Source organism: Aureimonas pseudogalii, from assembly GCF_014196835.1.
In the GTDB taxonomy this organism is placed as follows: Bacteria; Pseudomonadota; Alphaproteobacteria; order Rhizobiales; family Rhizobiaceae; genus Aureimonas; species Aureimonas pseudogalii.
The window spans coordinates 130,402-154,584 of the sequence record NZ_JACIEK010000010.1 but is presented as its reverse complement, the minus strand read 5'-3'; the positions used below and the strand labels follow the sequence as shown (position 1 = coordinate 154,584).

19 protein-coding genes are annotated in these 24,183 nt (G+C 68.5%); 7 read left to right on the top strand and 12 right to left on the bottom strand.

Annotated features, from left to right (window positions below):
* Window positions 1-3: 3 nt before the first annotated feature.
* Together GGR04_RS16870 and paoA are read right to left on the bottom strand one after the other, a co-directional pair.
* Entirely contained in the window at window positions 4-954 is a 951-nt protein-coding gene (locus tag GGR04_RS16870) for an FAD binding domain-containing protein (protein WP_183201100.1), read from the bottom strand.
* A complete protein-coding gene (gene paoA, locus GGR04_RS16865; RefSeq protein WP_183201099.1) occupies window positions 951-1,595 on the bottom strand; it encodes an aldehyde dehydrogenase iron-sulfur subunit PaoA in 645 nt (214 codons plus the stop codon). Before paoA ends, GGR04_RS16870 begins: the two co-directional genes overlap by 4 nt.
* A gap of 313 nt (window positions 1,596-1,908) precedes the next feature.
* Here paoA and GGR04_RS16860 point away from each other — a divergent pair, with 313 nt between their 5' ends.
* The 3 genes from GGR04_RS16860 (at window position 1,909) to GGR04_RS16850 (ending at window position 6,928) form a co-directional block, all read left to right on the top strand.
* Window positions 1,909-2,817 (top strand): LysR substrate-binding domain-containing protein, encoded by a 909-nt coding sequence (locus GGR04_RS16860; RefSeq protein WP_183201098.1) that lies wholly within the window; start codon window positions 1,909-1,911, stop codon window positions 2,815-2,817.
* Window positions 2,818-3,245: 428 nt separating this feature from the next.
* The gene (locus tag GGR04_RS16855) at window positions 3,246-4,943 is read left to right on the top strand and encodes a methyl-accepting chemotaxis protein (RefSeq protein ID WP_183201097.1); all 1,698 of its coding nucleotides are present in this window, start codon (window positions 3,246-3,248) and stop codon (window positions 4,941-4,943) included.
* A 389-nt stretch (window positions 4,944-5,332) separates the two neighbouring features.
* Entirely contained in the window at window positions 5,333-6,928 is a 1,596-nt protein-coding gene (locus GGR04_RS16850) for a hypothetical protein (RefSeq protein ID WP_183201096.1), read from the top strand.
* Between the two features lie 147 nt (window positions 6,929-7,075).
* Here GGR04_RS16850 and GGR04_RS16845 read toward each other — a convergent pair whose 3' ends face one another.
* The gene (locus GGR04_RS16845) at window positions 7,076-8,140 is read right to left on the bottom strand and encodes a spore photoproduct lyase family protein (protein ID WP_183201095.1); all 1,065 of its coding nucleotides are present in this window, start codon (window positions 8,138-8,140) and stop codon (window positions 7,076-7,078) included.
* A 178-nt stretch (window positions 8,141-8,318) separates the two neighbouring features.
* Between GGR04_RS16845 and GGR04_RS16840 the strand changes: the two genes are divergently transcribed.
* Entirely contained in the window at window positions 8,319-9,842 is a 1,524-nt protein-coding gene (locus GGR04_RS16840; RefSeq protein ID WP_183201094.1) for a YcaO-like family protein, read from the top strand.
* Here GGR04_RS16840 and GGR04_RS16835 read toward each other — a convergent pair.
* The 9 genes from GGR04_RS16835 to GGR04_RS16795 all read right to left on the bottom strand — a co-directional run bounded on the left by GGR04_RS16835 (window position 9,825) and on the right by GGR04_RS16795 (window position 21,620).
* Window positions 9,825-10,787 carry a carbohydrate ABC transporter permease gene (locus tag GGR04_RS16835; RefSeq protein WP_210291842.1) on the bottom strand — a complete coding sequence of 321 codons (963 nt, stop codon included), beginning with the start codon at window positions 10,785-10,787 and terminating at the stop codon, window positions 9,825-9,827. The genes GGR04_RS16840 and GGR04_RS16835 overlap by 18 nt on opposite strands.
* The gene (locus GGR04_RS16830; protein WP_210291841.1) at window positions 10,781-11,653 is read right to left on the bottom strand and encodes a carbohydrate ABC transporter permease; all 873 of its coding nucleotides are present in this window, start codon (window positions 11,651-11,653) and stop codon (window positions 10,781-10,783) included. Before GGR04_RS16830 ends, GGR04_RS16835 begins: the two co-directional genes overlap by 7 nt.
* A 34-nt stretch (window positions 11,654-11,687) precedes the next feature.
* Complete coding sequence (locus GGR04_RS16825) at window positions 11,688-12,956, bottom strand: extracellular solute-binding protein (protein ID WP_183201091.1); 1,269 nt, start codon at window positions 12,954-12,956, stop codon at window positions 11,688-11,690.
* Between the two features lie 355 nt (window positions 12,957-13,311).
* Window positions 13,312-14,466, bottom strand: coding sequence for a mandelate racemase/muconate lactonizing enzyme family protein (locus GGR04_RS16820; RefSeq protein WP_183201090.1), 1,155 nt, complete (start codon window positions 14,464-14,466; stop codon window positions 13,312-13,314).
* Between the two features lie 39 nt (window positions 14,467-14,505).
* Window positions 14,506-15,714: a D-mannonate dehydratase ManD gene (gene manD, locus GGR04_RS16815; RefSeq protein WP_183201089.1), complete on the bottom strand. Its 1,209-nt coding sequence runs from the start codon at window positions 15,712-15,714 to the stop codon at window positions 14,506-14,508.
* Window positions 15,715-15,724: 10 nt separating this feature from the next.
* Window positions 15,725-17,449, bottom strand: coding sequence for an ABC transporter ATP-binding protein (locus GGR04_RS16810; protein WP_183201088.1), 1,725 nt, complete (start codon window positions 17,447-17,449; stop codon window positions 15,725-15,727).
* Complete coding sequence (locus tag GGR04_RS16805) at window positions 17,446-18,609, bottom strand: ABC transporter permease (RefSeq protein ID WP_183201087.1); 1,164 nt, start codon at window positions 18,607-18,609, stop codon at window positions 17,446-17,448. Before GGR04_RS16805 ends, GGR04_RS16810 begins: the two co-directional genes overlap by 4 nt.
* A complete protein-coding gene (locus GGR04_RS16800) occupies window positions 18,606-19,592 on the bottom strand; it encodes an ABC transporter permease (RefSeq protein WP_183201086.1) in 987 nt (328 codons plus the stop codon). Before GGR04_RS16800 ends, GGR04_RS16805 begins: the two co-directional genes overlap by 4 nt.
* Before the next feature lie 87 nt (window positions 19,593-19,679).
* Window positions 19,680-21,620, bottom strand: coding sequence for an ABC transporter substrate-binding protein (locus GGR04_RS16795; RefSeq protein ID WP_183201085.1), 1,941 nt, complete (start codon window positions 21,618-21,620; stop codon window positions 19,680-19,682).
* Window positions 21,621-21,749: 129 nt separating this feature from the next.
* Between GGR04_RS16795 and GGR04_RS16790 the strand changes: the two genes are divergently transcribed.
* From GGR04_RS16790 to GGR04_RS16780, 3 genes are all read left to right on the top strand, one after another.
* On the top strand, window positions 21,750-22,511 hold the full coding sequence (locus GGR04_RS16790) for a GntR family transcriptional regulator (protein ID WP_183201084.1): 762 nt from the start codon (window positions 21,750-21,752) through the stop codon (window positions 22,509-22,511).
* A 329-nt stretch (window positions 22,512-22,840) separates the two neighbouring features.
* Window positions 22,841-23,512, top strand: a complete 672-nt coding sequence (locus GGR04_RS16785; RefSeq protein WP_183201083.1) for an amino acid ABC transporter permease — start codon at window positions 22,841-22,843, stop codon at window positions 23,510-23,512.
* Window positions 23,512-24,183, top strand: a complete 672-nt coding sequence (locus GGR04_RS16780; protein WP_183201082.1) for an amino acid ABC transporter permease — start codon at window positions 23,512-23,514, stop codon at window positions 24,181-24,183. The genes GGR04_RS16785 and GGR04_RS16780 overlap by 1 nt, the downstream gene beginning before the upstream one ends.

Sequence of the window (24,183 nt, the reverse complement as noted above, 5' to 3'; positions counted from 1 at the left end):
GGATCAGATCCTCGCCTGCGCCATCACCGCGCCGAGCGTGCGCTCGACCAGCGGAACCTTGAACGCGTTGTGCTCGCTCGGCCGGGCATCGGCCAGCAGCCGGCCCGCCGCCGCCTTCGCGCCGCGCGCCATCTCGGCGTCGGCTTCGGCGACGCGCCACGGCTTGGGTGCCACGCCGCCCACCGCAAAGCGCCCCGTGCCGTCCGGCTGCACCACCGCCGCCACCGAGACGAGCGCGAAGGCGTAGGATGCGCGGTCGCGCACCTTGCGATAGATGTGGCGACCGCCGAGGGGCTTGGGCACCGTCACCGCGGTGATCAGCTCGCCCGGCTCCAGCGCCGTCTCGACATGGGGCGTGTCGCCGGGCAGGCGGTGGAAGTCGGCGATGGCGATCGCCCGCGTCGCGCCGTCCGGCTTCACCGTCTCGACGACGGCGTCGAGCACGCGCAGCGCGACGTTCATGTCGGACGGGTTGGTCGCGATGCAGGCCTCGCTGACGCCGACGACCCCGAGCTGGCGCGAATAGCCCTCGATCGCCGAGCAGCCGGAGCCCGGCTGGCGTTTGTTGCAGGCCATGTTGGTGTCGTAGAAATACGGGCAGCGCGTGCGCTGCAGGAGGTTGCCGGCCGTCGTCGCGCGGTTGCGCAACTGGCCCGAGGCGCCGGCGACGATCGCCCGCGTCAGCACGGCGTAGTCGCGCTTCACGCGCTCGTCGCTGGCGAGATCGGTGTTGCGCACGAGCGCGCCGATGCGCAGACCCCCGTCCTCGGTCGGCTCGATCGTGTCGAGGCTCAAGCCGTTGACGTCGATGAGATGCTGCGGCGTCTCGATCTGCAGCTTCATCAGGTCGAGAAGGTTGGTGCCGCCCGCGATGAACTTGGCGCCGGGCTTGGCGGCCGCGGCCTCGGCGGCGTCGGCGGGCGAGGTCGCGCGCTCGAAGGTGAAGGACTTCATGCGGGCCTCCCGGCAACCTCGGTCATCGCCTCGGCGATGTTGGAATAGGCGCCGCAGCGGCAGAGATTGCCGCTCATGCGCTCGCGCAGTTCGGCGTTCGAGGCTTCGGGGGCGGCGGCGAGATCGGCGGTGACGTGGCTGGGAATGCCGGCCTTCACCTCGGCGAGCACGGCGACGGCCGAGACGATCTGGCCGGGCGTGCAGTAGCCGCACTGGTAGCCGTCGTGCTTGAGGAAGGCGTCCTGCATCGGATGCATCCGGTCGGGCGTGCCGAGGCCCTCGATCGTGGTGATCTCGTCGCCCTCGTGCATCGCGGCGAGCGACAGGCAGGAGACCATGCGCTGGCCGTTGACCATCACGGTGCAGGCGCCGCACTGGCCGTGGTCGCAGCCCTTCTTGGTGCCGGTCAGGTGCAGGTGCTCACGCAGCGCATCGAGCAGCGTCGTGCGCAGGTCGAGATCCAGAGCCCGCGCCTCGCCGTTCACGCGGAAGGAGATCGGGGAAACGACGGGGGGCGATGTCGGGTTCGGGGGCACGGTCTGGCTCGTCGCAACGGAGGGCAGGGTCATCACGAAGGTGGATGCCGAGGCCCCGACGAGAAGACCACGCCGGTTCAGTTCCAGGTTGCCGGGGCTCTGCATGATGGTCTCCGATTCACGGGTGCCGCAGCACGATCCTTCCGCCGGGGCAGACGGATCACGACGCGTATCCACCAGATAGATCGCAGGGGCGCCCTGGATTAGGTGCGGATCCGTTCATGCCATGATGAGCGATGGTCATCATGACACCCCCGAGGGTGGCCGGCCAATTGTTCGATTCGTCCGATTTTCCGCCTCGTCCAGCGGGAACATGGAGGGGAACTCTCGTCCGAACTCACGGGATGTTGAACATTCTGCATCGTCTGATGGGGATAGTGCGTTCGAGCGAGACGATCCACGCCAGGCAGAGGCCGCCATGAAGTTCAGCCGCTCGGACCTCGCCGACTTCACCTACTTCCTGGCGATCGCCCGCCATCGCAGCTTCCGGCGGGCCGGTCTGGAACTCGAGGTCAGCGCCTCGGCGCTCAGCCATTCGCTGAAGGGGCTCGAAGCCCGACTGGGAATCCGGCTGCTCAACCGCACCAACCGCAGCGTCACCCTGACGGCCGCCGGCGAGGCGCTGCTCCACGAGATCCAGGATCCCTTCGAGGCCATCACGCGCGCCGCCGACGGCCTCAGCCGGTTTAGGGACGCGCCGGCCGGCCGCATCCGCCTGAACGTCGTGGGCGATGCCGCGCCGCTGCTGCTCGGCCCCGTCCTGCCGACCTTCGTCGATCGCTACCCCGAGGTCGAACTCGACATCTCCGCGACCAACCGGATGATGGACGTCATCGAGCACGGGTTCGACGCCGGCATTCGCTACGGCGGAACCGTGCCGGAGGACATGGTGGCGCAGCGCCTCTCCGCCGACATCCGCTGGACGGTCGCGGCCTCGCCCTCCTACCTCTCCACCTTCGGGGTTCCTCTTCATCCGAGCGACCTTCTCCGGCATCGCTGCCTGAAGGTGCGGCTCGGCGACGACCGCATCTATCGCTGGGAGTTCGAGCGGGACGGCGAGGAACTGGCGATCGACGTTCCGGGAACGATCACCACGGACGACACGCGAACCGCGCTGCCGCTCGTCGCCGGCGGCGCCGGGCTGATGTACGGCCCCGAGCCGGCCATCCGTCCGCTCGTCGAGGCGGGCGCCGCTTCGTTCGTGCTCGAGGACTGGGCGGTCACCGGGCCCGGCTACCACATCTACTATTCGAGCCGGCGCCATGTGCCCGTCGGGCTTCGGCTGCTGATCGATCTCGTCCGGGAGATGCGTCCGCTCGGACTTTGACCGGAGGCAGCCGACGCGTGATCGCGCGATGACGGCCGCCCTGCCCTGCCATGCCATGCCATGCCGGGCGATGTGGGTCTTGGCCTCCAAAGAAGCCATCGACGCCGCGACGAGCGGATCGCGCTGCCGGAAAGAACCGAAAAACTCGTCTGCGCCAATCGAACAACGACGCATGAACCATATGCTGGAGTTGCCACGACAAGCCCAAAGGTTGCATTGCGCGCTAGACGCGTAACCTCTTGGTGTAGTAAACCATATGCAATACAAACTATTTTCTCTGCAGACAGTCCTTCAAACTGACAAAACACCTGCGGCGCAATCGCGTGTCACTCGCGTTAAGAGAGCATTGGCGCAGTTCTGCGCATATAATCTTCATTCTTTCGGCCTAATACATTCCTGGATTGCGAACGGCCTCGAAGGTGTCAGCCATGAAATTGAAGACCAAGATTGCCTTATCTTTTTCGTCGGTGCTGATCCTGTCGGGCACGGCCGGCTATTACGGCATCGCGAGCCTCGAAGCCGCCGACAAGAGCATGGTGTCGTTCGTCGAGCGACCTTTCTCCCAGTCGCTGCGCCTGGGTGAAATCTGGGCTCAAGCCGAACAGATCGGGCGCTCGCTGAACGCCATGACCTTCCTGTCCGAGACCGATCAACGCACGCAGATGCATGCCGAGACGATGCGCGAGATCGATCACAACGTCGAGGACTTCAAGACCTACCGCAACCTGATCGACCCTGCCGACACCGACGTGATCGCCAAGGCAACCGCCGTCATCGACGCCTGGGCCGTCTACCGTACGGCGGCGGCCGACGTGATGACGAGGCTCGAGTCCTCCGACCCCGCGATCATCGCCCAGACGATCGGGCATCTCAGAACCGTCGTTCGCCCTCAGTTGCAGTCGCTGGTCGAGCAGACCAAGAGTCTCCTCGCCTACGAACAGACCGTGGCGAAGCGGATCTCGGACGAAGTGCACGATGGGCAGGTCTCGACACGCAACGTGCTGATGGCTCTTGTCGCGGCCGCTCTCGCCATCGGCGCCGGCGCCGCGACCTGGCTCGCCATCTCGCTGTCGAAGGGCCTGAACCTCGCCATGCACCACGCCCGCAAGGTGGGCACCGGCGACATCTCGGAGCGGATCATCCATTCCCGCAAGGACGAGATCGGCGAGCTGCTGACGACGATCTGCCAGATGCGCCTCAAGCTGAACGAGATCGTGTCCGAGATCCTCGCCTCGTCCTCGCAGGTGGCCGCCGGCTCCCAGCGCTCGGCCGACACCGCCAACCAGCTCTCCTCCGGCTCGACCCAGCAGGCCGCAGCCTCCGAAGAGGCCTCGGCGGCGGTGGAGGAGATGACCGCCAACGTGCGCCAGAACGCCGACAACGCCTCGACCACCGAGAAGATCGCCGCGCAGGCTAGCCTCTCCGCCGAGCGGACCGGCGTCGCCGTGGCCCATTCCGTCGAGGCCATGCGCGTCATCGCCGAGAAGATCTCGGTCGTCCAGGAGATCGCCCGCCAGACCGACCTTCTCGCGCTCAACGCGGCGATCGAGGCGGCGCGCGCCGGCCAGCACGGCAAGGGCTTCGCGGTCGTCGCCTCGGAAGTGCGCAAGCTGGCCGAGCGCTCGGCGACGGCGGCGCAGGAAATCGGCGAACTCTCGGCGCGCACGCTGATCTCGTCGGAAGAGGCCGGCCAGATGCTGACGGCGCTCGTGCCGGACATTCAGCGCACCTCGGAGCTCGTGGCGGAGATCTCGGCGGCGTGCCGCGAGCAGTCGGTCGGCATCGAGCAGATCAATCTGGCGATCCAGCAGCTCGACCAGGTGACGCAGTCCAACGCGGGCGCGGCCAACGAGATGTCGACGACGGCCGGAGAGCTGTCTACCGAGGCAGGACGCCTCGCCGACAAGGCCGGCTACTTCAAGCTCGAGCAGGGCTTCGCCACCGTGGCCGCCGCGTCGCCGCGCCAGGCCAGCGTCCAGGCGCTGCAGGCGAAGGTCCAGGCCTTCGGCGCCGCCCATGCCGGGCGCAAGCCTGCCGCATCCCCGGTTCGCAACCAGGCGAGCCAGGGCGGCCAGGGCATGGATCTCATGCTGGATGGCGATGGCTTCGAGAAGATGAGCGCCTGATATCAGGCACAGGGTCTGGCTGGGTGGTTCGGCCCTCTCGCCGATCGTCTTCCCGGCCGTTCCATCGATCTCCCGCCAGCAACGAAGCCGATCCGAGACGCGCTGCGATCTCGGGTCGGCTTTTCACGTCGCGGCGGCAAGCCTTGCCGACCTCGCCTTCCCTCTCGAACGCTCCGACCCCGAAAGGCCCTTTCCGTCCGAAGCCCCCAAGGGCTGTCCTGAAAATCCCACCCCTCCTCCGTCGCGGCCGTGCACGACAGGTGATTTCACTGCGAAAGCCGTGATACGTCTCCTTCAGCCGCCAGGACACACGCAGCGTGCGCCCCGGGAGGCGCGGACCCGCGTCGCCGCTCGGGCGACCCGTGACAGGACCTCGAGGGGGACACCGCATGCATCATCGTTTCAAGGCGTCGGCACTGGCTCTCTGGCTCGCCTGGCTGCCCGCCGGTCCGGTCCTCGCGCAGGACGGATCCATGCAGCCGGCGCCGGCGTCGGCCGGTACGATCGAGGAAGCGGCCTCGCTCCAGACCGCGCTCACCGCCTATCTCACCGGCGTGCCGTTCGAGAAGAAGCTGCTGCGGATCGAACCCGATCCCCACGGTCACCGGATCGTCCTCGATCCCGCCGCCGTGCTGTCCGACCTTGCCGGGACGCCCGTTTCGTTCGCGCCCCTGTCGCTGGTCGTCAGCGAGCGTGACGACGGGACGTGGAACGTCTTCACGCGGGATCCCGTCGTGGTCTCCGGCGCCTTCGACGTGGAAGGGCAGACGCAGCGCTTCGAGTATTCGCAAGGCTCGCAGCTGTTCAAGGGCGTCTATTCGCCCGCCCTCGCCACGTTCCTCTCCGCCGAGGCGCAAGTCGGCACCACCACCAACCGCTCGAACGACGCCGTCTCGGACAGCGTCGCCACGATCGGCGCGACGCGGTTGACGGTCGCCGCGACGCCGGCCGCGGACGGCGGAGCCGACGTCGCGTTCACGCAGGTCTACGACGCCGTGTCGCAGACGACCACCGTCCGGTTCCCGGTGGAGGAAGGCGCCCCGCCCTCCTCGTTCGGCTTCGAGATGGGCGCCAAAGGGGTGGAGACCCGCGGCTCCTTGAAGGCGGCGCGCACGCGCCCGATTCTCGATCTCTACGCGCTCGTCCTGTCGAACGCCGCCGATCTCGAACGCGACGCCAAGGGCACGCTCGCCGGCCCCTTCGGGATGGCGCTGAAGGACAGGCTCCGCTCCGTCCTGCCGCTCTGGTCGAGCCTCGATGGCACCGCGTCCGCCCGCGACGTCAAGGTCGCCTCGCTCTACGGCGAGTTCGGCATCGGCGAGGCCAGCCAGACGGTTCACCTCAGCGGCATCGCCGCGGACGCGTCCTTCGACATGGACGTGGCGCTGCGGGGCCTCGCGGTGACGACGCCGATGATGCCGGCCTGGGGCGCATCCCTCACGCCGGATCTCGTCGAACTCGGCGTCGCCGTTTCGGGCGTCGATCTCGCCACGCCGCTGGAGATGGCGCTCGAAAAGGCCGACTTCGCGAGCGATCCGCCGCTGACGCCGCAGGTGCAGGCCGACGTTCAGGCGGCCTTCGCCCCGGAACGCATCCGCGTGCGGATCAAGCCGAGCCGCATCCGCTCGCGCGATCTCGACGTCGCCTTCAGCGGCGAGGTCTCGCTCGCGTCCGGGCTGCCCGTCTCGACGATGGCGATCGACGTCGGCGGACTCGACACGGCGATCGCGACGCTTCAGGGCGCCGCCGCAAGCGATCCCAACCTGCATCAGGCCGTCGGCATGCTGCAGTTCGCCAAGGGTCTGTCGCGACCCAAGGACGGCGGTCGTCTCGAATGGGTGGTGGTCTCCGCCGGCGACGGCTCGGTCGCGATCAACGGCACGATGCTGAAAGGCCCGGACGAGCCGCCCGCCCTGGAGACCCCCGACGGCGAGACGCCCGGCGACGAGATGCCGGCCGTCGAAGTGCCCGCCGACGAGCTCTGAGACGCACCGCGGCATGGCCGCGACGGATCCTCCATGCGGGATCGGTCGCGATCGACGCGACGAAGCCGAACCGCAGCTCTCGCGAGGGAACGGCCCGTCGCCGCCCGGCACGCCCGCGCACCTCACCGCCCAAGTGACGCGGCGTCTTCAGAAGGCGTAGCGGACGGTGCAGTAGGGCATGGTCTGCGCCATCCATCCTAGAAGCTGGTCCAGCCACCGGCGCTTCCAGGCGACCTTGTAGCGAAGGTTGACCATGCCGCCCTCGCTGACCTTGCGTTCCTGCAGGTCGGGACGCCACAGCTCGTCCTCGCCCTTCGGGTGCCAGGCGAGATTGACGTCGTGCAGCGCCTCGTTGTGCGTGAGCATGATGACCTCGCACTTGAGCTGCGCCTTGGCGGCCGGCGTCAGCACGTCGTCGATCTCCTGGAAGAGCCGACGCCACTCCGCCTCCCAGCCCTCGTGGACGATCACCGGGCTGAAGTTCACATGCACCTCGTAGCCGGCGGCGACGAAGTCGTTGACGGCGGCGATGCGCTCGGCCATCGGCGAGGTGCGGATGTCGACGACCTTCGCCATCTCCGCCGGCATCAGCGAGAAGCGGACGCGGGTCCGGCCCTGCGGCTCGTAGGCGAGGAGATCGCGATTGACCCATTTGGTGGCGAAGGATGCCTTGGCGTTCGGGATCGCCCGAAAGGCGGCGACGAGATCCTCGACGTTGCGGGAGATCGTCGCATCGACCGAAAGATCGCCGTTCTCGCCGAGATCGTAGACCCAGGCCGCGGGATCGACCGTGTTGGGCTCGGTCTTGGGTCCGAGCCTGGCGGCATGGCGCTCGAGCGAGCGGACGATGTCGTCGACGTTGACGAAGACGCTGACGGGATTGGCGTAGCCCTTGCGCCGCGGCACGTAGCAGTAGGAGCAGGCCATCGCGCAGCCGTTCGAGGAGGACGGCGCGATGAAGTCGGCGCTGCGGCCATTCGGGCGCAGCGTCATCCCCTTCTTGACGCCGAGCACGAGGACGTCGCGCTTCAGCTTGAGCCAGTCCTCGGCGGCGGCGGCGGCGCGGTAGAGTTCGGGGTTGCGCCAGTGGCTGTCGATCTCGACCTGCCGGGCTTGCGGGAAGCGCGCGAGGATCTCGCGGCCTCGCGCGTAGGCGCGCACGGCGGGCTCCAGATAGATCAGTTGCGGGTCCAGAAGCGGGCGGAGCGTCATGTCCGCTACATGGCGCCGAACCGCGCGGCGGCCATGCGACGCAAGGGTTCGGCCCGGCATCGCCGACGCTTCGACGAGATCGTTCGGCCCGCGACGGTTTGGCGCCCCCGCGCGATGCGACGAATGCCGAGGCGCCGCTACATCAAGCCGCATCGAAGAACGGAAAACCCGAGGGTCCATGGCCGATCTCCCGCCGCTTCCGCCGGCCGCGCAAGCCTATCGTGCGGCCCTTCCGAAGGGCCGGTTCGTCGGCTTTCCGCTCGACGGACTCGACCGCACCGGCGTCAAGGCGTGGAAGGTCGCGCTGTTTCTCGACGACGCCGCCGCCCTGCCCGGCAATCTGCCGTCGGGCTATGGCTACGGCTTCGACGACGAGACCGCGCTGATCGGCGCTTTCGCGGAGATCGCCGAGGCGATCCTGCCGACCCTGCGGCTGATGGAGGAGCCGCGCTGGATCGGCTCCTACCGCGCGCTGCGAAGCGAACGGGGCGCGCGCGGCATCGTCGATCCCTTCACGCTGTGCCTGCCGGCCGGCAGCCCGGTCACGCACGACACGGAGCTCGCCTGGATCGAGGCCCGGCGCCGCGCCACCGGCGAGCCGGTCCTCGTGCCGATGGACGTCGCCGCCACCGACGTGTTCGAGTTGCCCGCCGGCTACCGGCCCTTCACCACGCTCATCACCAACGGGCTCGGCGCCGGCCCCGATCTCGAATGGGCGGTCGGGCACGGGCTGCTCGAACTCCTGCAGCGCGACGGCAACGGCTTGGGCTTCCGGGCGCTCGACCGGGGCGAGGTGCTCGACATCGACCCCGCCGATCTCGACCCGCCGACGCGCGAGCTGCTGCGCCATCTCGACGAGGTGGGGATCGACGTGCTGCCGAAATTCGCGAGCGACGCGTTCGGCCTCGCCAACGTCTATGTCGTGGGCTGGGACCGGCTGGGTTTCGGGCCGCGCACGCCCATCATGCTCTCGGCCTGCGGCGAGGCCTGCGATCCCGACCGCAGCGTTGCGCTGCGCAAGGCGCTGCTGGAGTTCTGCTCGGCGCGGGTTCGCAAGACCTACGCGCACGGGCGCATGAGCGAGCCGCGCAGCGTCGCGCCGGACGGGTTCGTCGAGGCCTTCCTGCAGGGTGCCATGCCGAGCCTCGTCGACGGCGAGAGCCGGGCCTTCACAGCCATGCGCGACTGGGCGACGCGCGAGGCGGCGGACCTGCGGGCGACCCTCGAGCGGACCGTCTATGCCCGGCGCACGATGAAGCCCTTCACCGAGCTGCCCGCCACCGCCCTGCCGACGACGCGCGAGCGCGGACGCTTCGCGGCGGAGGCGCTGGAGGCGGCAGGCTTCGACGTGCTGGTGGTCGACGGCTCGCCGCGGGACGGCAGCGTCGGGGTGGCGAAGGTCATCGTGCCCGGCCTCGAGGTGGAGACGATGAGCTACTACCGGATCGGCGAGCGCAACACGCGCCGCCTCATCGAGCGCGGCAGCGACCTCGTGCGCTTCGGCGAGCCGAGCGAGACGCTTCGCCCCATCCGCCTGACGCCGGAGGCGCTGGAGCGGCTCGGCGGCCGTCCACCGCTTCTCGACATCGAGGCCGTCGATCGCACGGTCGGGCCGCTCTATCCGCTCTACCGCGAGCCCGAGGCGCTGCATGTCGCCTGGAGTCTGGAGCGCGAGGTGGCGGGGTCAGCCAACGCGCCGTGACGGCCCGGCGACGGCGCTGACGTAGAAGCGTTGCAGCGCCAGGAAGACCGCGATCACCGGCGCGATGGTGACGAGGATCATCGCCTGCTGCAGCGACTGCTGGGCCTCGGTGTCGAAGGCGCCGCGCACCATGTAGATGCCGATCGGCGCGGTCTGGAGGTCCGGCGCGCTCTGGGTGACCGTCAGCGTCCAGGCGACCTCGTTCCAGTGGTAGACGAAGACGAAGAGCGCGAGCGTCGCGGCGGCCGGGCGCACGATCGGCAGCACGATCGACCAGAGGATGCGGAGCTCGCCGGCGCCATCCATGCGGGCGGCCTCGATGAGATCGTCGGGCACGCCCACCAGGAACTGGCGCATCAGGAACACCCCGTACCAGGAGACCGAGAAGGGCAGGATCAGCGCGGCGTAGGTGCCGAGCAGCCCGGTGCCGCCATGGCCGAAAAGGTCGTTGCCGCCGAGGAGCGGCCAGTAGCGCAGGATGAAGACGAGCGGGATCAGGAACAGGAAGAAAGGGAAGAGCTGCGCCACGATCACGAAGCGCAGGAGAAGATCGCGGCCGCGGAAGCGGAACTTCGCCAGCGCGTAGCCGGCGGTGACGCTGGTGGCGACCTGCAGCACGGTGATCGCCACCGTGACGACGACGCTGTTGAAGATCCAGAGGGCGAGCGGATAGCGCGCGAAGACGTCCGCGAAGTTCTGCCAGACCGGCGTCGCCGGCCAGTAGCCGGGCGGGCGCATCAGGCGCTCGGCGGGCGTGCGCAGCGCCCCCAGCAGAAGGTCGAGAAACGGCACCACCATGATCGCGGCGCCGACGAAAAGCACCGCGAACCCGGCCCAGCGCCAGGGCGAGGATCGGCGTCGGCGTGGCACCGACGGGGCAACGGGCGAGGCGTCGGCCAGGGGGGCAGCCAGGGAGGGAGCGGAGGCGACGGGCTGCATCACCATGCCTCCAGCCCGCCCCGGCGCATCGCGCGCAGGAGCACGAGCGCGATCGCGAAGACGAGAGCGAGCAGGACGTAGGCGCCCGCCGACGCCATGCCGAGGCGCAGGTCCGCAAAGGCCATGTTGTAGAGATGCAGCGCCGCGACGTTGGTGCTGTTCACCGGCCCCCCGTCCGTCAGCACCAGCATGAGGGCGAAATAGCCGATGCCCTTGATCATGTTGCTCATGACGATGAGGAGGATCGTCGGCTTCAGGAGCGGCAGCGTCACGTACCAGAGCACGCGCCAACGGCCGGCACCGTCCATCTCGGCCGCCTCCTCGCAGCGCTCGTCGACGGCGTCGAGGCCGGAGGCGAGCAGCATCATGTCCTGCCCGACATGGAACCAGACGAAGACCACGACGAGCGCCGCCATGGCGTAGCCGGGATCGGCGAGCCAGGCGGGGCCGGCGAGCCCGAGCGCTCCGAGGAGGCGGTTCACGAGGCCATAGGGGTCGGCGAGCAGGAACTGCCAGATATAGGCGACCGCGACGACGTTGGTGACCATCGGCAGCCAGAAGGCGCTGCGCCAGACACGCTGGAACCGGCTGCGCCGGAAGGCGAGTGCGAAGGCCAGCGCCAGCGGCACCCCGACCGCGATCGTCGCCCCGACGAAGGCGGCGGTGTTGCGAAGGCTGAGGAAGAACAGCGGATCGCGGGAGAGGAGATAGCGGTAGTTCGCGAGCCCAACGAAGCGCGGCGGCGCGAGCGAGTTCCAGGTCGTGAAGCTCAAACCCAGCGACAGGGCCAGCGGCAGCACGAAGAAGACGAGGCCCGCAACGAGCGTCGGCGCGAGGAAGAGATACGGCGCGAGCCGGCGTCCGAGCGTCATGCGGCGGGGTGGTGGGCCATGGGCGACGCGACGATCACTGCGGCAGGGCCAGGAGGTCGGTGATCTCGCGGTCTGCCTTCGCGAGCGCATCGGCCGGCGCGAGGCGGCCGAGCCAGGCCTCCTCGATCGCGGTGCGCAGGACCCGGTCCATTTCGGCGGTCTGCGCGATGTTCGGGTCGCTCAACGCGCGGCCCGAGCGTAGCGCATCGACGAAGGGCCGGCTGAACGCGTCGCCGAACTCCGCCTCGGACGCCGCGAGATCGGCCTTGTTGGCCGTGAGGCTGCCGAGCGACACCAGCATGTCGCCGACGCAGGAGCGCTGACCTGCGGCAGCCGGCGTGTTCAGCCAGCGCAGGAAGGTCCACGCCTCGGCGGGATGGGGGCTGTTGGCGTCCACCGCCTGATAGAAGGAATACTGATAGGTCTTCCAGTCCGGCCAGCCGGGGATCGGCGCGACGCCGACCACGGCGTCGAGCTTGTCGCCGAGGCCCTCGCGCATCAGCTGCTTCATCCAGTTGGCGCCGATGATCATGCCGATGCGCCCGGCCGGGAAGTCGCGGATCTGGTGCGAGGCGCTGGTCAGGCCGTCGCGGAACAGGCGCGCCTGCCCCTCCAGCACCTCGACGGCGGCGGGCTCGGTGAGGTGCGTTCCCGCAAGATCGTCGGTGAGGATCTGCGAGCCCTTCGAGAAGAGCAGCGTGCGGAACGGATGCGCGGCGTTGGCGACGCTCGGCCCGAACGCGTAGCCGGCGACCTCGACGCGCCCGAGGGCGTCGCGCTTGGCGATCTTGCCGGCAGCGTCCATCACGCCGGCCCAGTCCTTCGGCGGCTCGGCGATCCCCGCCTCGGCGAAGAGCTGCTTGTTGTAGATCAGCATGTAGACGGCGACTTCGGCAGGAATGCCCCAGAGCCGATCGTCCACCACCGCCGACTGGACCGTGCTCGCCTCGAAGCCGTCGGCGATGAAATCGGCGATCTCGCGCGGCGGCTCGGCGAGGATGGCGTTGTCGACGAGGCGTTTTCCCCAGATCGAATAGACGTTGTAGATGTCGGGGCTCGCGCCCGAGATCCGCGAGGTCATGACGTTCTGCATGAAGTCGGCGATCGGGGTCTGGCGATAGGCGATGCGGACCCCGGGGGTCTCGCTCTCGTAGCGCCGGAAGCAGGCGGTGAGCGGCGCCATCTCGGCATCGGTGTAGTGCGCGGCGAAGGTGAGGGTCACCGGCTCCTGTGCGCCAGCGGCGGCGGTGGCCAGGAAGAGTGCGGACAACGCGGCGATCGCATGCTGACGGACCTGATGCATTTCGCGCTCTCCCTCGGCTTCCGAATTCGGCGCGAACATGCCGCATCGCGCGCCGTCTCGACACCCGTTCCGAGGGTGATCGCCTCGCGCAAGACGTTATGTCGCAAGATGGGAAGGGACGCGCGGCGTCAGCGTCGCCTTGGGGCCGATCTCGGAGAGACGCCCCGGCGAACGAGGCATCTTATTCGACGAGAAGACCCGCTCGGGGGAGGACCGAGCGGGCCGGGTCGACGCATCATCTGGGAGGACACGATGCCAGGACAGGATGCCACCGAAAGCTGACGCGGAGCCGATCCGGTGGGATCGGCGGCTGTCGCCCGCTTCGCGACCCGGCGCCGCAATTCGAGGAACCCTGCTACCAGTTGGTGACGGAGCCGTCGGGTCGCTTGAGATGGGGCGCCTCCCAGAAGCGGAAGGGCTCGCGCGTCAGCGCCTTCTCGTCCACCTCGATTCCGAGACCGGGCGCGTCGGAGACCGGATAGACCGCGCCCTCCAACCGCGGCTGCACCGGGAAGATCTCGCTGGAATCGAAGCCCAGATGCCGCTCGACGGGCGAGGAGCGCGTCTCCAGCCAGGCAAAGTTCGGCACCGCCGCCGCGAGGTGAATGGTCGCCGCCGTGCAGACGGGGCCGAGCGGATTGTGCGGCATAAGGTCGACGTAATGCGCCTCGCTCCAGCCGGCCACCTTCATCGCCTCCGTCAGCCCGCCGACATTGCAGACGTCGATCCGGTTGAACTGGTGGATGTCGCGCTCGATGAAGGGCAGGAACTGCCATTTCGAGGCGAACTCCTCGCCGATGGCGAAGGGAATGTCGGTGAGGCGGCGCAGCGCCTCGTAGGCGGCGGGGGTCTCGTCGCGGATCGGCTCCTCCAGGAAGTCGAGCGTTCCCATGGGCATGCGCTGGCAGAAGGAGGCGGCCTCGGCGACGCTGAGACGATGGTGGTAGTCGATGCCGAGCGCCACCTCGGTGCCGAGCGCCTCGCGTGCCCGCACCATCCAGCTTGCCGTCTCGGCCAGCGAGCGACGCGGGTCGAGGCGGTCGGGGCTTTCTTGCCCGGCCGACATGAAGCGGATGCAGTCCCAGCCGGCGTCCATGAGCTCGCGCGCCTGCTCGATCATCGCCTCGCCGGGCGCGGCGGCCGTGGTGGCGAAGGTCGGCACGTGGTCGCGCTGCTTGCCCCCGAGAAGATCGTAGACGGGCACGCCGAGCGCCTTGCCCTTGATGTCGTGGAGCGCGATGTCGATCGCCGACATGGCGGCGGTGAGGACGCGCCCGCCCTCGAAATACTGCGAGCGGTACATTTCCTGCCAGAGCGCGCCGATCCGCATGGGATCGCGCCCGACGAGGAACTGCGCGTAGTGCTCGATCGCGCCCGCCACCGCCTTTTCGCGGCTGGACAGGCCGGACTCGCCCCATCCGAAGACGCCCTCGTCGGTCTCGATCTTGACGAGGAGCTGGTTACGCGTGCCGACCCAGACGGGAAACGGACGCACGGCGACGATCTTCATGGGCGGTGCCTCGAAGCGGGGACAAGGAAAGGGGGTGGGCTACCAGTGCCAGAGCGTGCCGTCGGCGAGACGGTTCACGGGCAGGTAGGCGCGCTCGTAGGGGTAGCGGGCCGCGAGCGTCTCGTCGATCTCGACCCCGTGGCCCGGCCGGTCGCCGGGGTGGAGAAGGCCGTCGGCGAAGCTCCAGGCATGCGGAAAGACCTCGTGCGTGGCGTCGGTGTAGCCGGAATATTCCTGGATGCCGAAGTTCGGCGCCCAGAGGTCGAGATGGAGGTTGGCGCCGAGACACACCGGCGACATGTCCATCGCCCCGTGGCAGCCCGTGCGAACGCCGTAGACGGCGGCGAAATCCATGATCCGGCGCAGCGCCGTCGGCCCGCCCGCATGCACGGCGGTGGTGCGGATGTAGTCGACGAGCTGCTCCTCAATGAGGAGCCGTGCGTCCCAGATCGTGTTGAACACCTCGCCCACCGCCAGCGGCGTCACGGTGTGCCGGCGGATGAGGCGAAAGCTTTCCTGATGCTCGGCGGCCACCGCGTCCTCCAGCCAGAAGAGGCGGTGGGGCTCGAGATCCTTGCCGAGGCGCGCGGCCTCGATCGGCGTCAGGCGGTGGTGGGCATCGTGCAGGAGATGGAGGTCGAAGCCGTAGGCGTCGCGCAGCGCCGCGAAGAGCTTCGGCGTGTGGACGAGATATTTCGCGGTGTCCCAGGCCTCCTCGCGCGGCAGCGCGTCGGTCGCGGCGCTGGTCGAGAGCGAGAAGGCGCCGGTGCCGTAGACGTTCGGCAGGCCGGGAATGCCGGACTGGGAGCGGATCGCCCGATAGCCCTCGGCCTGGCGCCGGCCGACGGCCTCGACCGTCTCCTCGATCGTGGTGCCCTGCGCGTGGCCGTAGCACAGCACGTGCTCGCGCGAGGCGCCGCCGAGCAGATCGTAGAGCGGCATCCCCGCCGCCTTGGCCTTGATGTCCCAGAGCGCGGTGTCGATGCCCGCGATCGCCGCCATGGTGACCGGCCCGCGCCGCCAGTAGGCGCCGCGATAGAGATACTGCCAGACGTCCTCGATGCGGGCGGGATCGCGCCCGAGGAGGCAGGGGATCACGTGCTCCTCCAGGTAGGCGACGACAGCGAGCTCGCGCCCGTTCAGCGTGGCGTCGCCGATGCCGGTGAGCCCCTCGTCCGTGACGATCTTCACGGTCACGAAGTTGCGGCCCGGGCAGGTCACGATGACCTTGATGTCCTGGATCTTCATGCGACGTCTTTCAGGCGGTGTAGCGGAAGCGGGTGTGGAGGCGGCGCTCGCGCGGGTCGGGGCGTGGAATGGCCGAGAGCAGCGCCTTGGTGTAGCCGTGCTGCGGGTCGTCGCAGACCTGGTCGGTCGGGCCGGTCTCGACGATGCGGCCGCGATACATCACGGCGACGCGGTCGCACATGTAGCGGATCACCCCGATGTCGTGGCTGATGAAGACGTAGGAGAGGTCGAGCTCGTCCTGCAACCGGATCAGGAGGTCGAGCATCTGGGCGCGCAGCGACACGTCGAGGGCGGCCGTCGCCTCGTCGGCGACGATGAGGCGGGGCTTCAGCGCGATGGCGCGCGCGATCACGATGCGCTGGCGCTGCCCGCCCGAGAAGGCGTGCGGATAGCGCTCGCGCCAGGCGGGTTCCAGCCCGACCTGCGCGAGCAGCGCCGACACCCGCTCGTCGAGCTCGCGACCCTTGGCGATGCCGTTGACGTAGAGCGGCTCGCCGACGATCTGGGCGACCGTCATGCGCGGGTTGAGCGAGGAGACCGGGTCCTGGAAGATCATCCGGATCTCGCGCCGGCAGTCCTTCAGCGTGCGCCGGTCGGCCGTGACGAGATCGGTGATCGAGCCGTCGGCCCGGCGATAGTCGATCGAGCCCGAGGACGGCTCGTAGACGCGCAGGAGGCAGCGCCCCATCGTCGTCTTGCCCGATCCCGACTCGCCGACGATGCCGAGCGTCTCGCCGGGCGCCACCGCGAGCGAGACGTCGTCCACCGCGCGCAGCGGCGTCGGCCCCTTGCCGAAGGTCATGGAGAGCGAGCGCACCTCGATCAACGGCGCGGCCGGCGCGGTTCTCGCGGGGCGGTCGAGGCGGATCTCGGCCTTCTGCTCGAGCTTGCGCGCCGAGCGGATCAGCATCCGCGTGTAGTCGGCGCGCGGCGCGTGGAAGATGCCGTCGGTCGGCCCGGTCTCGACCAGCCGGCCCGCGTGCATCACCGCCACCTCGTCGGCGATCTCGGCGACGACGCCCATGTCGTGCGTGATGAAGAGGACGCCCATGCCGTGCTCGCGCTGCAGCTTGGCGATGAGGTCGAGGATCTCGGCCTGCGTGGTCACGTCGAGCGCCGTGGTCGGCTCGTCGGCGATCAGCATGGACGGATTGCAGGCGAGCGCCATCGCGATCATGGCGCGCTGGCGCATGCCGCCGGAGAACTCGAACGTGTAGCGGTCGGCCGCCGCGGCGGCGTTGGGAATCTCGACTTGACTGAGAAGCTCGACCGCGCGCCGCCGCGCCTCGGCGCCCGACAGCCGCAGATGGACGCCGAGCGCCTCCTCGATCTGGTTGCCGATCGTGTGGACCGGCGAGAGCGAGGACATCGGCTCCTGGAAGATCATCGCGATCTCGCGCCCGCGCACGGCGCGGATCTCGCGCCCGCGTGGGTCGAGCGCGGCGAGGTCGACGCTCGTCCCGTCCTGGCGGTGAAGCCGCATCGAGCCGCCCACGATCCGCCCCGGTCGATCGACGATCTGGAGGATCGAGCGCGCGGTGACGCTCTTGCCCGAGCCGGACTCGCCGACCACCGCGAGCGTGCGTCCGCGGCGCACGTCGAAGCTGACGCCGTCCACGGCCTTGAGGACGCCCGTGCGGTTCTCGAAATGGGTCTGGAGATCGCGCACCTCGAGGACGAGCTCGGGGATGGCGGCAGCGTCGGGGGCGATTGCGGCGTCGGGGGTGTCGGTCATCGGCTGTAGGGGTCGGCGGCGTCGCGCAACCCGTCTCCCAGGAAGTTGAGGGCGAGCACCGCGATCACCACCGCGCCGCCGGGAACGAAGAGGAGCCAGGGCGCCTGGCTGACGGCGCGGATGTTCTGCGCCTCCTGCAGCAGCACGCCCCAGGAGACGATCGGCGGCTGCAGCCCGATGCCGAGAAAGGAGAGCGAGGTTTCCGCCAGGATCATGGTGGGGATGGCGAGCGTCATCACCGAGATGATGTGGCTGGCGAAGGAGGGCACCATGTGCCGCAGGATGACGCGAGCCTCTGAGGCCCCGTCGAGCCGCGCGGCGAGGACGAAGTCCTCGGTGCGAAGGCTGAGGAAGCGGCCGCGCACTTCGCGTGCGAGACTCGTCCAGCCGATCAGCGAGATGATCAGCGTGATCATGAAATAGGTGCGCACCGGCGGCCAGTTCAGCGGCACCGCGGCGGCCAGGCCCATCCACAGCGGAATGGTGGGCACCGAGCGCAGGAACTCGATGACGCGCTGGATCGCGGTGTCGATCGCCCCGCCGTAATAGCCGGAGATGCCGCCGAGGACGACGCCGAGCACGAGGCTCATGGCGACGCCGACGAGGCCGATCGAAAGCGAGATGCGCGCCCCGTAGACGACGCGGCTGAAGATGTCGCGCCCGAGCCGGTCGGCGCCGAGAAGGTAGAACGGCTTGCCCGGCTCCAGCGAGCCGATCAGCTTGCGCTGCATCGGCACGAGGCCGGCGAGCTTGTAGGGCGCGGAGGGCACGAAGAAGCCGACGCGCACCGGGTTCTCGGGGTCGGCCTGGAAGACGCGGCGCATGGCGACGCGGTCGATCTCCATCTTGAGGCCGGCGGCATGCGGGGCGAAGCGCGTCCCCTCCCCGTCCGGCAGGAACAGCCCGATGCCCTGCGGCGGCGCGTAGGTGTAGCGCGCGTTGGCCGCGTTCGGGTCGAAGGGCGCGATGAAGTCGGCGAAGAGCGCGACGAGATAAAGGAGCGCCACCACGACGAGGCTGACGACGGCCAGCTTGTGGCGCCGGAACTTCAGCCAGAACAGCGTCCACTGGCCGGCGACGGCGAGATCGCGACGGCCGGTCTCGAGCGGCGAGGGCTGCGGGGCGATCGGTTCGCCGAGGGTGGTCGCGATGTCGCTCATTGGAAGCGGATCCTCGGGTCGGCGATGGCGAGGAGGATGTCGGAGACCAGCGTCCCGACCAGCGTCAGGACGCTCACCATCAGGATGATCGAGCCGGCGAGATACATGTCCTGCGCCAGCAGCGCGCGCAGCAGCATCGGCCCGGTGGTCGGCAGGCTGAGCACCACTGAGACGATGATCTCGCCCGAGACGAGCGCCGGCAGGATCCAGCCGAGCGTCGAGATCAGCGGGTTGAGCGCGACGCGCACCGGATACTTGAGGAGCAGCCGGAACTCCGAGACGCCCTTGGCGCGGGCGGTGGTGACGTAGGGCTTGTGCAACTCGTCGAGGAGGTTGGCGCGCATGATGCGGATCAGCGAGGCGAGGCCCGCCGTGCCCACCACCAGGATCGGCAGCCAGACATGGGCGAGGAAGTCGGCGAACTTCATCAGGCTCCAGGGCGCGTCGACCATGGCGGGCGAGAAGAGCCCGCCGACGCTCGTGCCGAAATAGCTGACGGTGACGTACATGAGCACGAGCGCCAGCAGGAAGTTCGGGATGGCGAGGCCGAGAAAGCCGAAGAAGGTCGCGACGTAGTCGCCGATCGAATATTGCCGCACCGCCGAGTAGATGCCGATCGGCAGCGCCAGCGCCCAGATGAACAGGAGCGTGCAGAAGGAGATCAGGAACGTGTAGCCGAGCCGGCCCCAGATGACGTCGGTGACCGGCCGGTTCAACTCGAACGAGATGCCGAAGTCGCCGCGCGTCACGATGCCGGAGATCCAGTAGAAATACTGGATCCAGATCGGCTGATCCAGGCCGTAGCGCTCGCGCAGCACCTCGACCGTGCCCATCTCCACCGCGCCGCCGCCGCTGGCCCAGTCGGCCATGAGCGTCGTCAGGTAGTCGCCGGGCGGCAGCTGGATGATGACGAAGGCGACGATCGAGACCGCGAACAGGGTGGGAACCATGTACGCGACGCGTCGCAGGATGAAGCGGAGCATCCCGGTGTCCTTACCGTTGTTCGAGAGTGGACCGACATTCGCGGGGGCGACTGCCGCCCGCCGGGCAGCCGCGGCGCGCTCAGCGCCTCACGGCGCCGGCCGGTCGAAGTACCACTGGGTCAGCGTCGGGGCGGGGTGCCAGAGATTGCCGGTGATCGGGATCGGCTCGACGACGTTCTTGATGTCGCGGTTGATCAGCGCATATTTCGGCATCGGGCGCGAGATGCCGATCGTGTAGAAATTGTCGGCCGCCTTCTCCAGGAAGACCTTCATGGCCGCGAGCCGCGCCTCGTCGGTCACCGCCTCGTTGACCTTGTCGTAGAGCGCCATCTGTTCCCTCACGGGCGCCGGCGGCTCCTCGCCCTTGGAATGGTCGGCGTACCAGTCGGCCCATTTCGAGGCGAAGAAGATGTCGGCCTTCTGGAAGGGCATGTAGCAGCGCACGTCGGTATAGGCTTCGGCGCGCCCGCCCACGCAATTCCAGATGTAGGCGTCCTGCTCGTTGGCGTACCACATGGAGTTGAGGCGGGCGCGGTCGGTGGTGCGGATCTGGATGTCGAGCCCGACCTCGGCCGCGTATTGCTGCACCATCTGCATGATGTCGGGGTAGGACAGGCCGAAGACGTCGGCGACCATGAAGGTGATCGTCAGGCGCTTGCCGTCGGGCCCGAGCCGGAAGCCCTGCGCGTCCTTCTGGTCGAGGCCGATCCGGTCGAAGATCGCCTTGGACTGTTCGGGATCGTAGGCGACGTACTGGTCGGAGAGGCGCTGGTTGTAGAGCTCGTGCTCGGGCAGCGGGCCGACCTGCGCCGGCGAGCCCTGCCCGACATAGACGAGGTCGATGATGTCCTGCCGGTTGATCGCGTGGCTCAGCGCGATGCGGAAGTCCTTGGTGTTGAAGAGCTTGTTCTTGACGGGGTCCTGCACGTTGAGGTTCAGGATCAGCGTCGCGTCGTTGGCCGGCAGGTCGGCGACGTCCATCAGACGGTAGTGCCCCTGCTCCTGGGCATCGTAGAGCACCGACTTGTAGGTCGAGTTGTTGATGTGGCGGAAGGCGTAGTCCAGCTCGCCGCTGGTCGCGCGCAGGAGCATGAGCTGGACGTCGTCGAGCTTGGCCCAGGTGATCCCGTCGAGATAGGGCAGCTGGTTTCCTGCGGGATCGACCTTCCAGTAGTAGGGATTGCGGCTCGCCACCACGCGGTCCTGGTCGGCATAGGGCACGGTCAGAACCCAGGGGTTGAGCGTGGGAAGCTCCAGGTTCTGCCAGTAGACCGGCTGGAAGTTCGGCGAGACCTTCGAGTTGAACAGCGAGACCCAGTCGCCGACCGAGGGGTTCTTCGCCAGAAGGGCGGGGATGCCCTCCTTGTTATACTTTTCGTGGAACTGCGAGAGGTAGTGCTTGGGATAGATGATCGGAGCATGGCCCTGCCCGTAGGCCAGCTGCTGCAGGAACAGGCCGTAGGGGCTCTCGAAGCGGAAGACGACGGTCTCGTCGTCGATCTTCTCGACCACGGCAGGCTTGCCGGCGACCGTGAAGGTCTGGTTCTTCGACGGGGTCAGGGCCGGGTTCGAGAACACGTCCTCGTACCAGAACAGGATGTCGTCGGCGGTGAAGGGCGCGCCGTCCGACCAGCGCATGCCCTTGCGCAGCTTGAAGGTGAAGGTCTTGGCGTCGGGCGAGGCGTCGACGCTCTCGGCAATGGACGGAACGACCTTCGTCCAGTCCGGCGTCCAGCGCACGAGGGTCTCGTTCGCGATGGTGCGGGTGATGTTGTACTGGTCGCCGCCGCCGAGAATCGTGGTGCGCAGATTGCCGCCGTAGCGGCCGGGACCGTCGATCAGCGTCTCCACGAAGGGCGCCTGCGGCAGGCGCTCGGCCACGGCGGGCAGGCTGCCGTCGGCGACCTTGGCGTCGAGCATCGGCGCCTGGCGGTAGTCGGCCGCGAGCGCCGGGGAGCCCAGCGTCAGCGCGAGCGTCGAAACGAGGGCCCAATGCCAGGACAGGCTTCGCCGAACAACAGACGTCATCGCTCTTCCTCCCGTCGGAGCCTGCTTTGCGCAGTGTCTCCTGGTTTCATGCCGGCTCTCTTCGGAGAGCAATTGCCATCATAACGAACAGATCGTACATTATCTGTCAAACGGAATGTGTGAAGAAATATGTCTCCCGAACGTCTGGCCCTCCGGTCTTCACCGGACACCGAGAGCGAAGCGCTGACGCCGGCGGCGTCGAGCCGCATCTACGACCGGCTGCTCGCCGACATGCTGGCCGGCCGCATTCCGGCGGGCGCGCGGCTCAAGGTGAGCGAGCTCGCGGCCCGCTACGGCACGAGCACCAACCCCGTGCGCGAGGCGCTGCAGCAGCTGCGGGGCGAGGGCTTCGTGGTGATCGAGCCCAACCGGGGCGCCCGCGTGCGCCCGATCGACGAGGGCTTCGTGCGCGACATGTACGAGATCAACGCGCTTATCGAACCCTATCTCGTGCGCTGGTTCAGCGACTACGCGACCGATGCCGAGATCGGCCGCATGGAGGAGATCCAGGACGAGATCGAAGCGCTCGGCTTCGAGCGGCACGATCGCTACAGCCAGCTCGACGACGCCTTCCATCTCGTCGTCTACGACCGGCACTACAATCGCAACGCGGTCGAGCTCTGGCACCGCCATCGCAGGACGCTGAGCACGATCAGCCGGGACATGGCGATCGGGCGCTCGCGCTATGCGGCGCGGCAGGCCGAGCACCGCGAGCTGATCGCCTGTCTGAAGCGTCAGGACGCGGACGGCGCGGCGCGCGCCATCGAAACGCATGTGCGCGGCTCGGGCCGCCACATCATCGATCTGCTGCGCTCCGGCGGCGGCCGGAACGACACGGCACTTTCTGCGGGAGCGGACCCCGCACGGATGCGGGGGCTCGACAAACCCTGACGCGCGACGCCGCGGCCGGGCCTTGCCGGCGCCTTCCGGCACGAGGAAGGTTCGGAGCGCCGCGGCCGGGATGGCAACGGGGTCCGCGATACGGAGCCAGGGCACGGCTCCTCGCGACGGTGGGCCCGCGTCGATGCCCGAACTCTCTTGGGGTGGGACCGCCTGAGCCTGTCCTCCAGCCCAAACGACGGCATGAGCACGCGAAGCCAGCCGGCGCACCCAGGCTTGGCGTGGCAACCACCGAACCCGTTCGAACGCGTCGATCCGCGCTTGACAAGAACCGCCGCACGATCCCAGACTGAAATCGGTTTCATGAGGGGATCGGGGACGTGCAGCTGGATCTGTCGGTGCTGTTGCCCCACTCTGGCGTCCTCTGGCGAGGCGCCTTCCTGTCGGCGGAAGTCTGCGTGCTCGCCATCGTCGGCAGCACGGTGCTCGGCGCGCTCATTGCCATCGCCCGCACCTCCTCGTCGCGCTGGCTCCGGGCTCTCGCCTATGCCTATGTCGACCTCTTCCGGAACGTGCCGTTCCTCGTGCAGCTGTTCTTCCTCTATTACGGGCTGCCGGAGATCGGCCTCTACATCGACGCCTTCACGACAGGCGTCGTCGCGCTCTCGGTCTCGGGCGGCGCCTTTGCCTCCGACGCCATCCGTTCGGGCATTCTTGCCATCGAGCCCGGCATTCTGGAGGCTGCCGAGGTCAGCGGCTTGCCGCGCCGGGTGATCTTCACCCGCATCGTGCTGCCGATCGCGCTGCGCACGGCGGTCCGCCCGCTCGGCTCGGTGCTGGTCAACCTCATCCTCACCTCCTCGATCCTCTCCGCCATCACGCTGAACGAGCTGACGGGAACCGGGCGCATCGTCGCCTCCGACACCTTCCGGCCCTTCGAGGTCTATGCGGTGCTGCTCGTCGCCTATGCCCTGCTCACCTGGGCCGTCTCGGTCGGCGTCAATCTCCTGCACCGACGCCTGAACCACGGCATGGCGCAGGACGTCGCCTGATGCGCTACACCGAGTTCACGTCCTACGATCTGATCCTCCTCGCGCAGGGGCTCGGCGTCAGCCTCGGGCTGTTCCTCGCGACCTCGGCGATCGGTCTCGTGCTCGGCACGCTCTGGGCAGTGGCGCGCTTCTACCGCGTGCCCGTGCTCTCGCAGGGACTGACGCTTCTCGCCGAGCTCCTGAAGAACTCGCCGGTGCTGGTGCAGCTCTTCCTCGTGTTCTTCGGCCTGCCGGCCTTCGCGCGGATCAACGTCACGCCCGTCGAGGCCGCGCTCATCACGCTCTCACTCAACACCGCCGCCTTCGTCTTCGTGATCGCCGTCTCCGGCATCGAGGCGGTGGGGCGCGATCAGATCGAGGCGGCGCGGGTCTTCGGCCTCACGCGCTGGCAGGTGCTGCGCCGCGTGGTCGGGCCGCAGGCGATCGCCTTCGGCATCGGGCCGCTGATCGCCCTTCTCGTCAACCAGCTGCAGGTGACCTCGCTCATCTCGGTGATCGGCATCACCGACCTCACCAAGGTCGGCAACATCCTGAACCTTCGCACGCTCAAGCCCTTCGTGGTCTGGAGCGTCGTCGGGCTTCTCTACTATGGCGCGGCGAAGCTCGTCGCCCATCTCGGCGCGCGCCTCGAGACGCGGCTGCGCGCCCACAATTCCTGGCGGGGGCTCTGA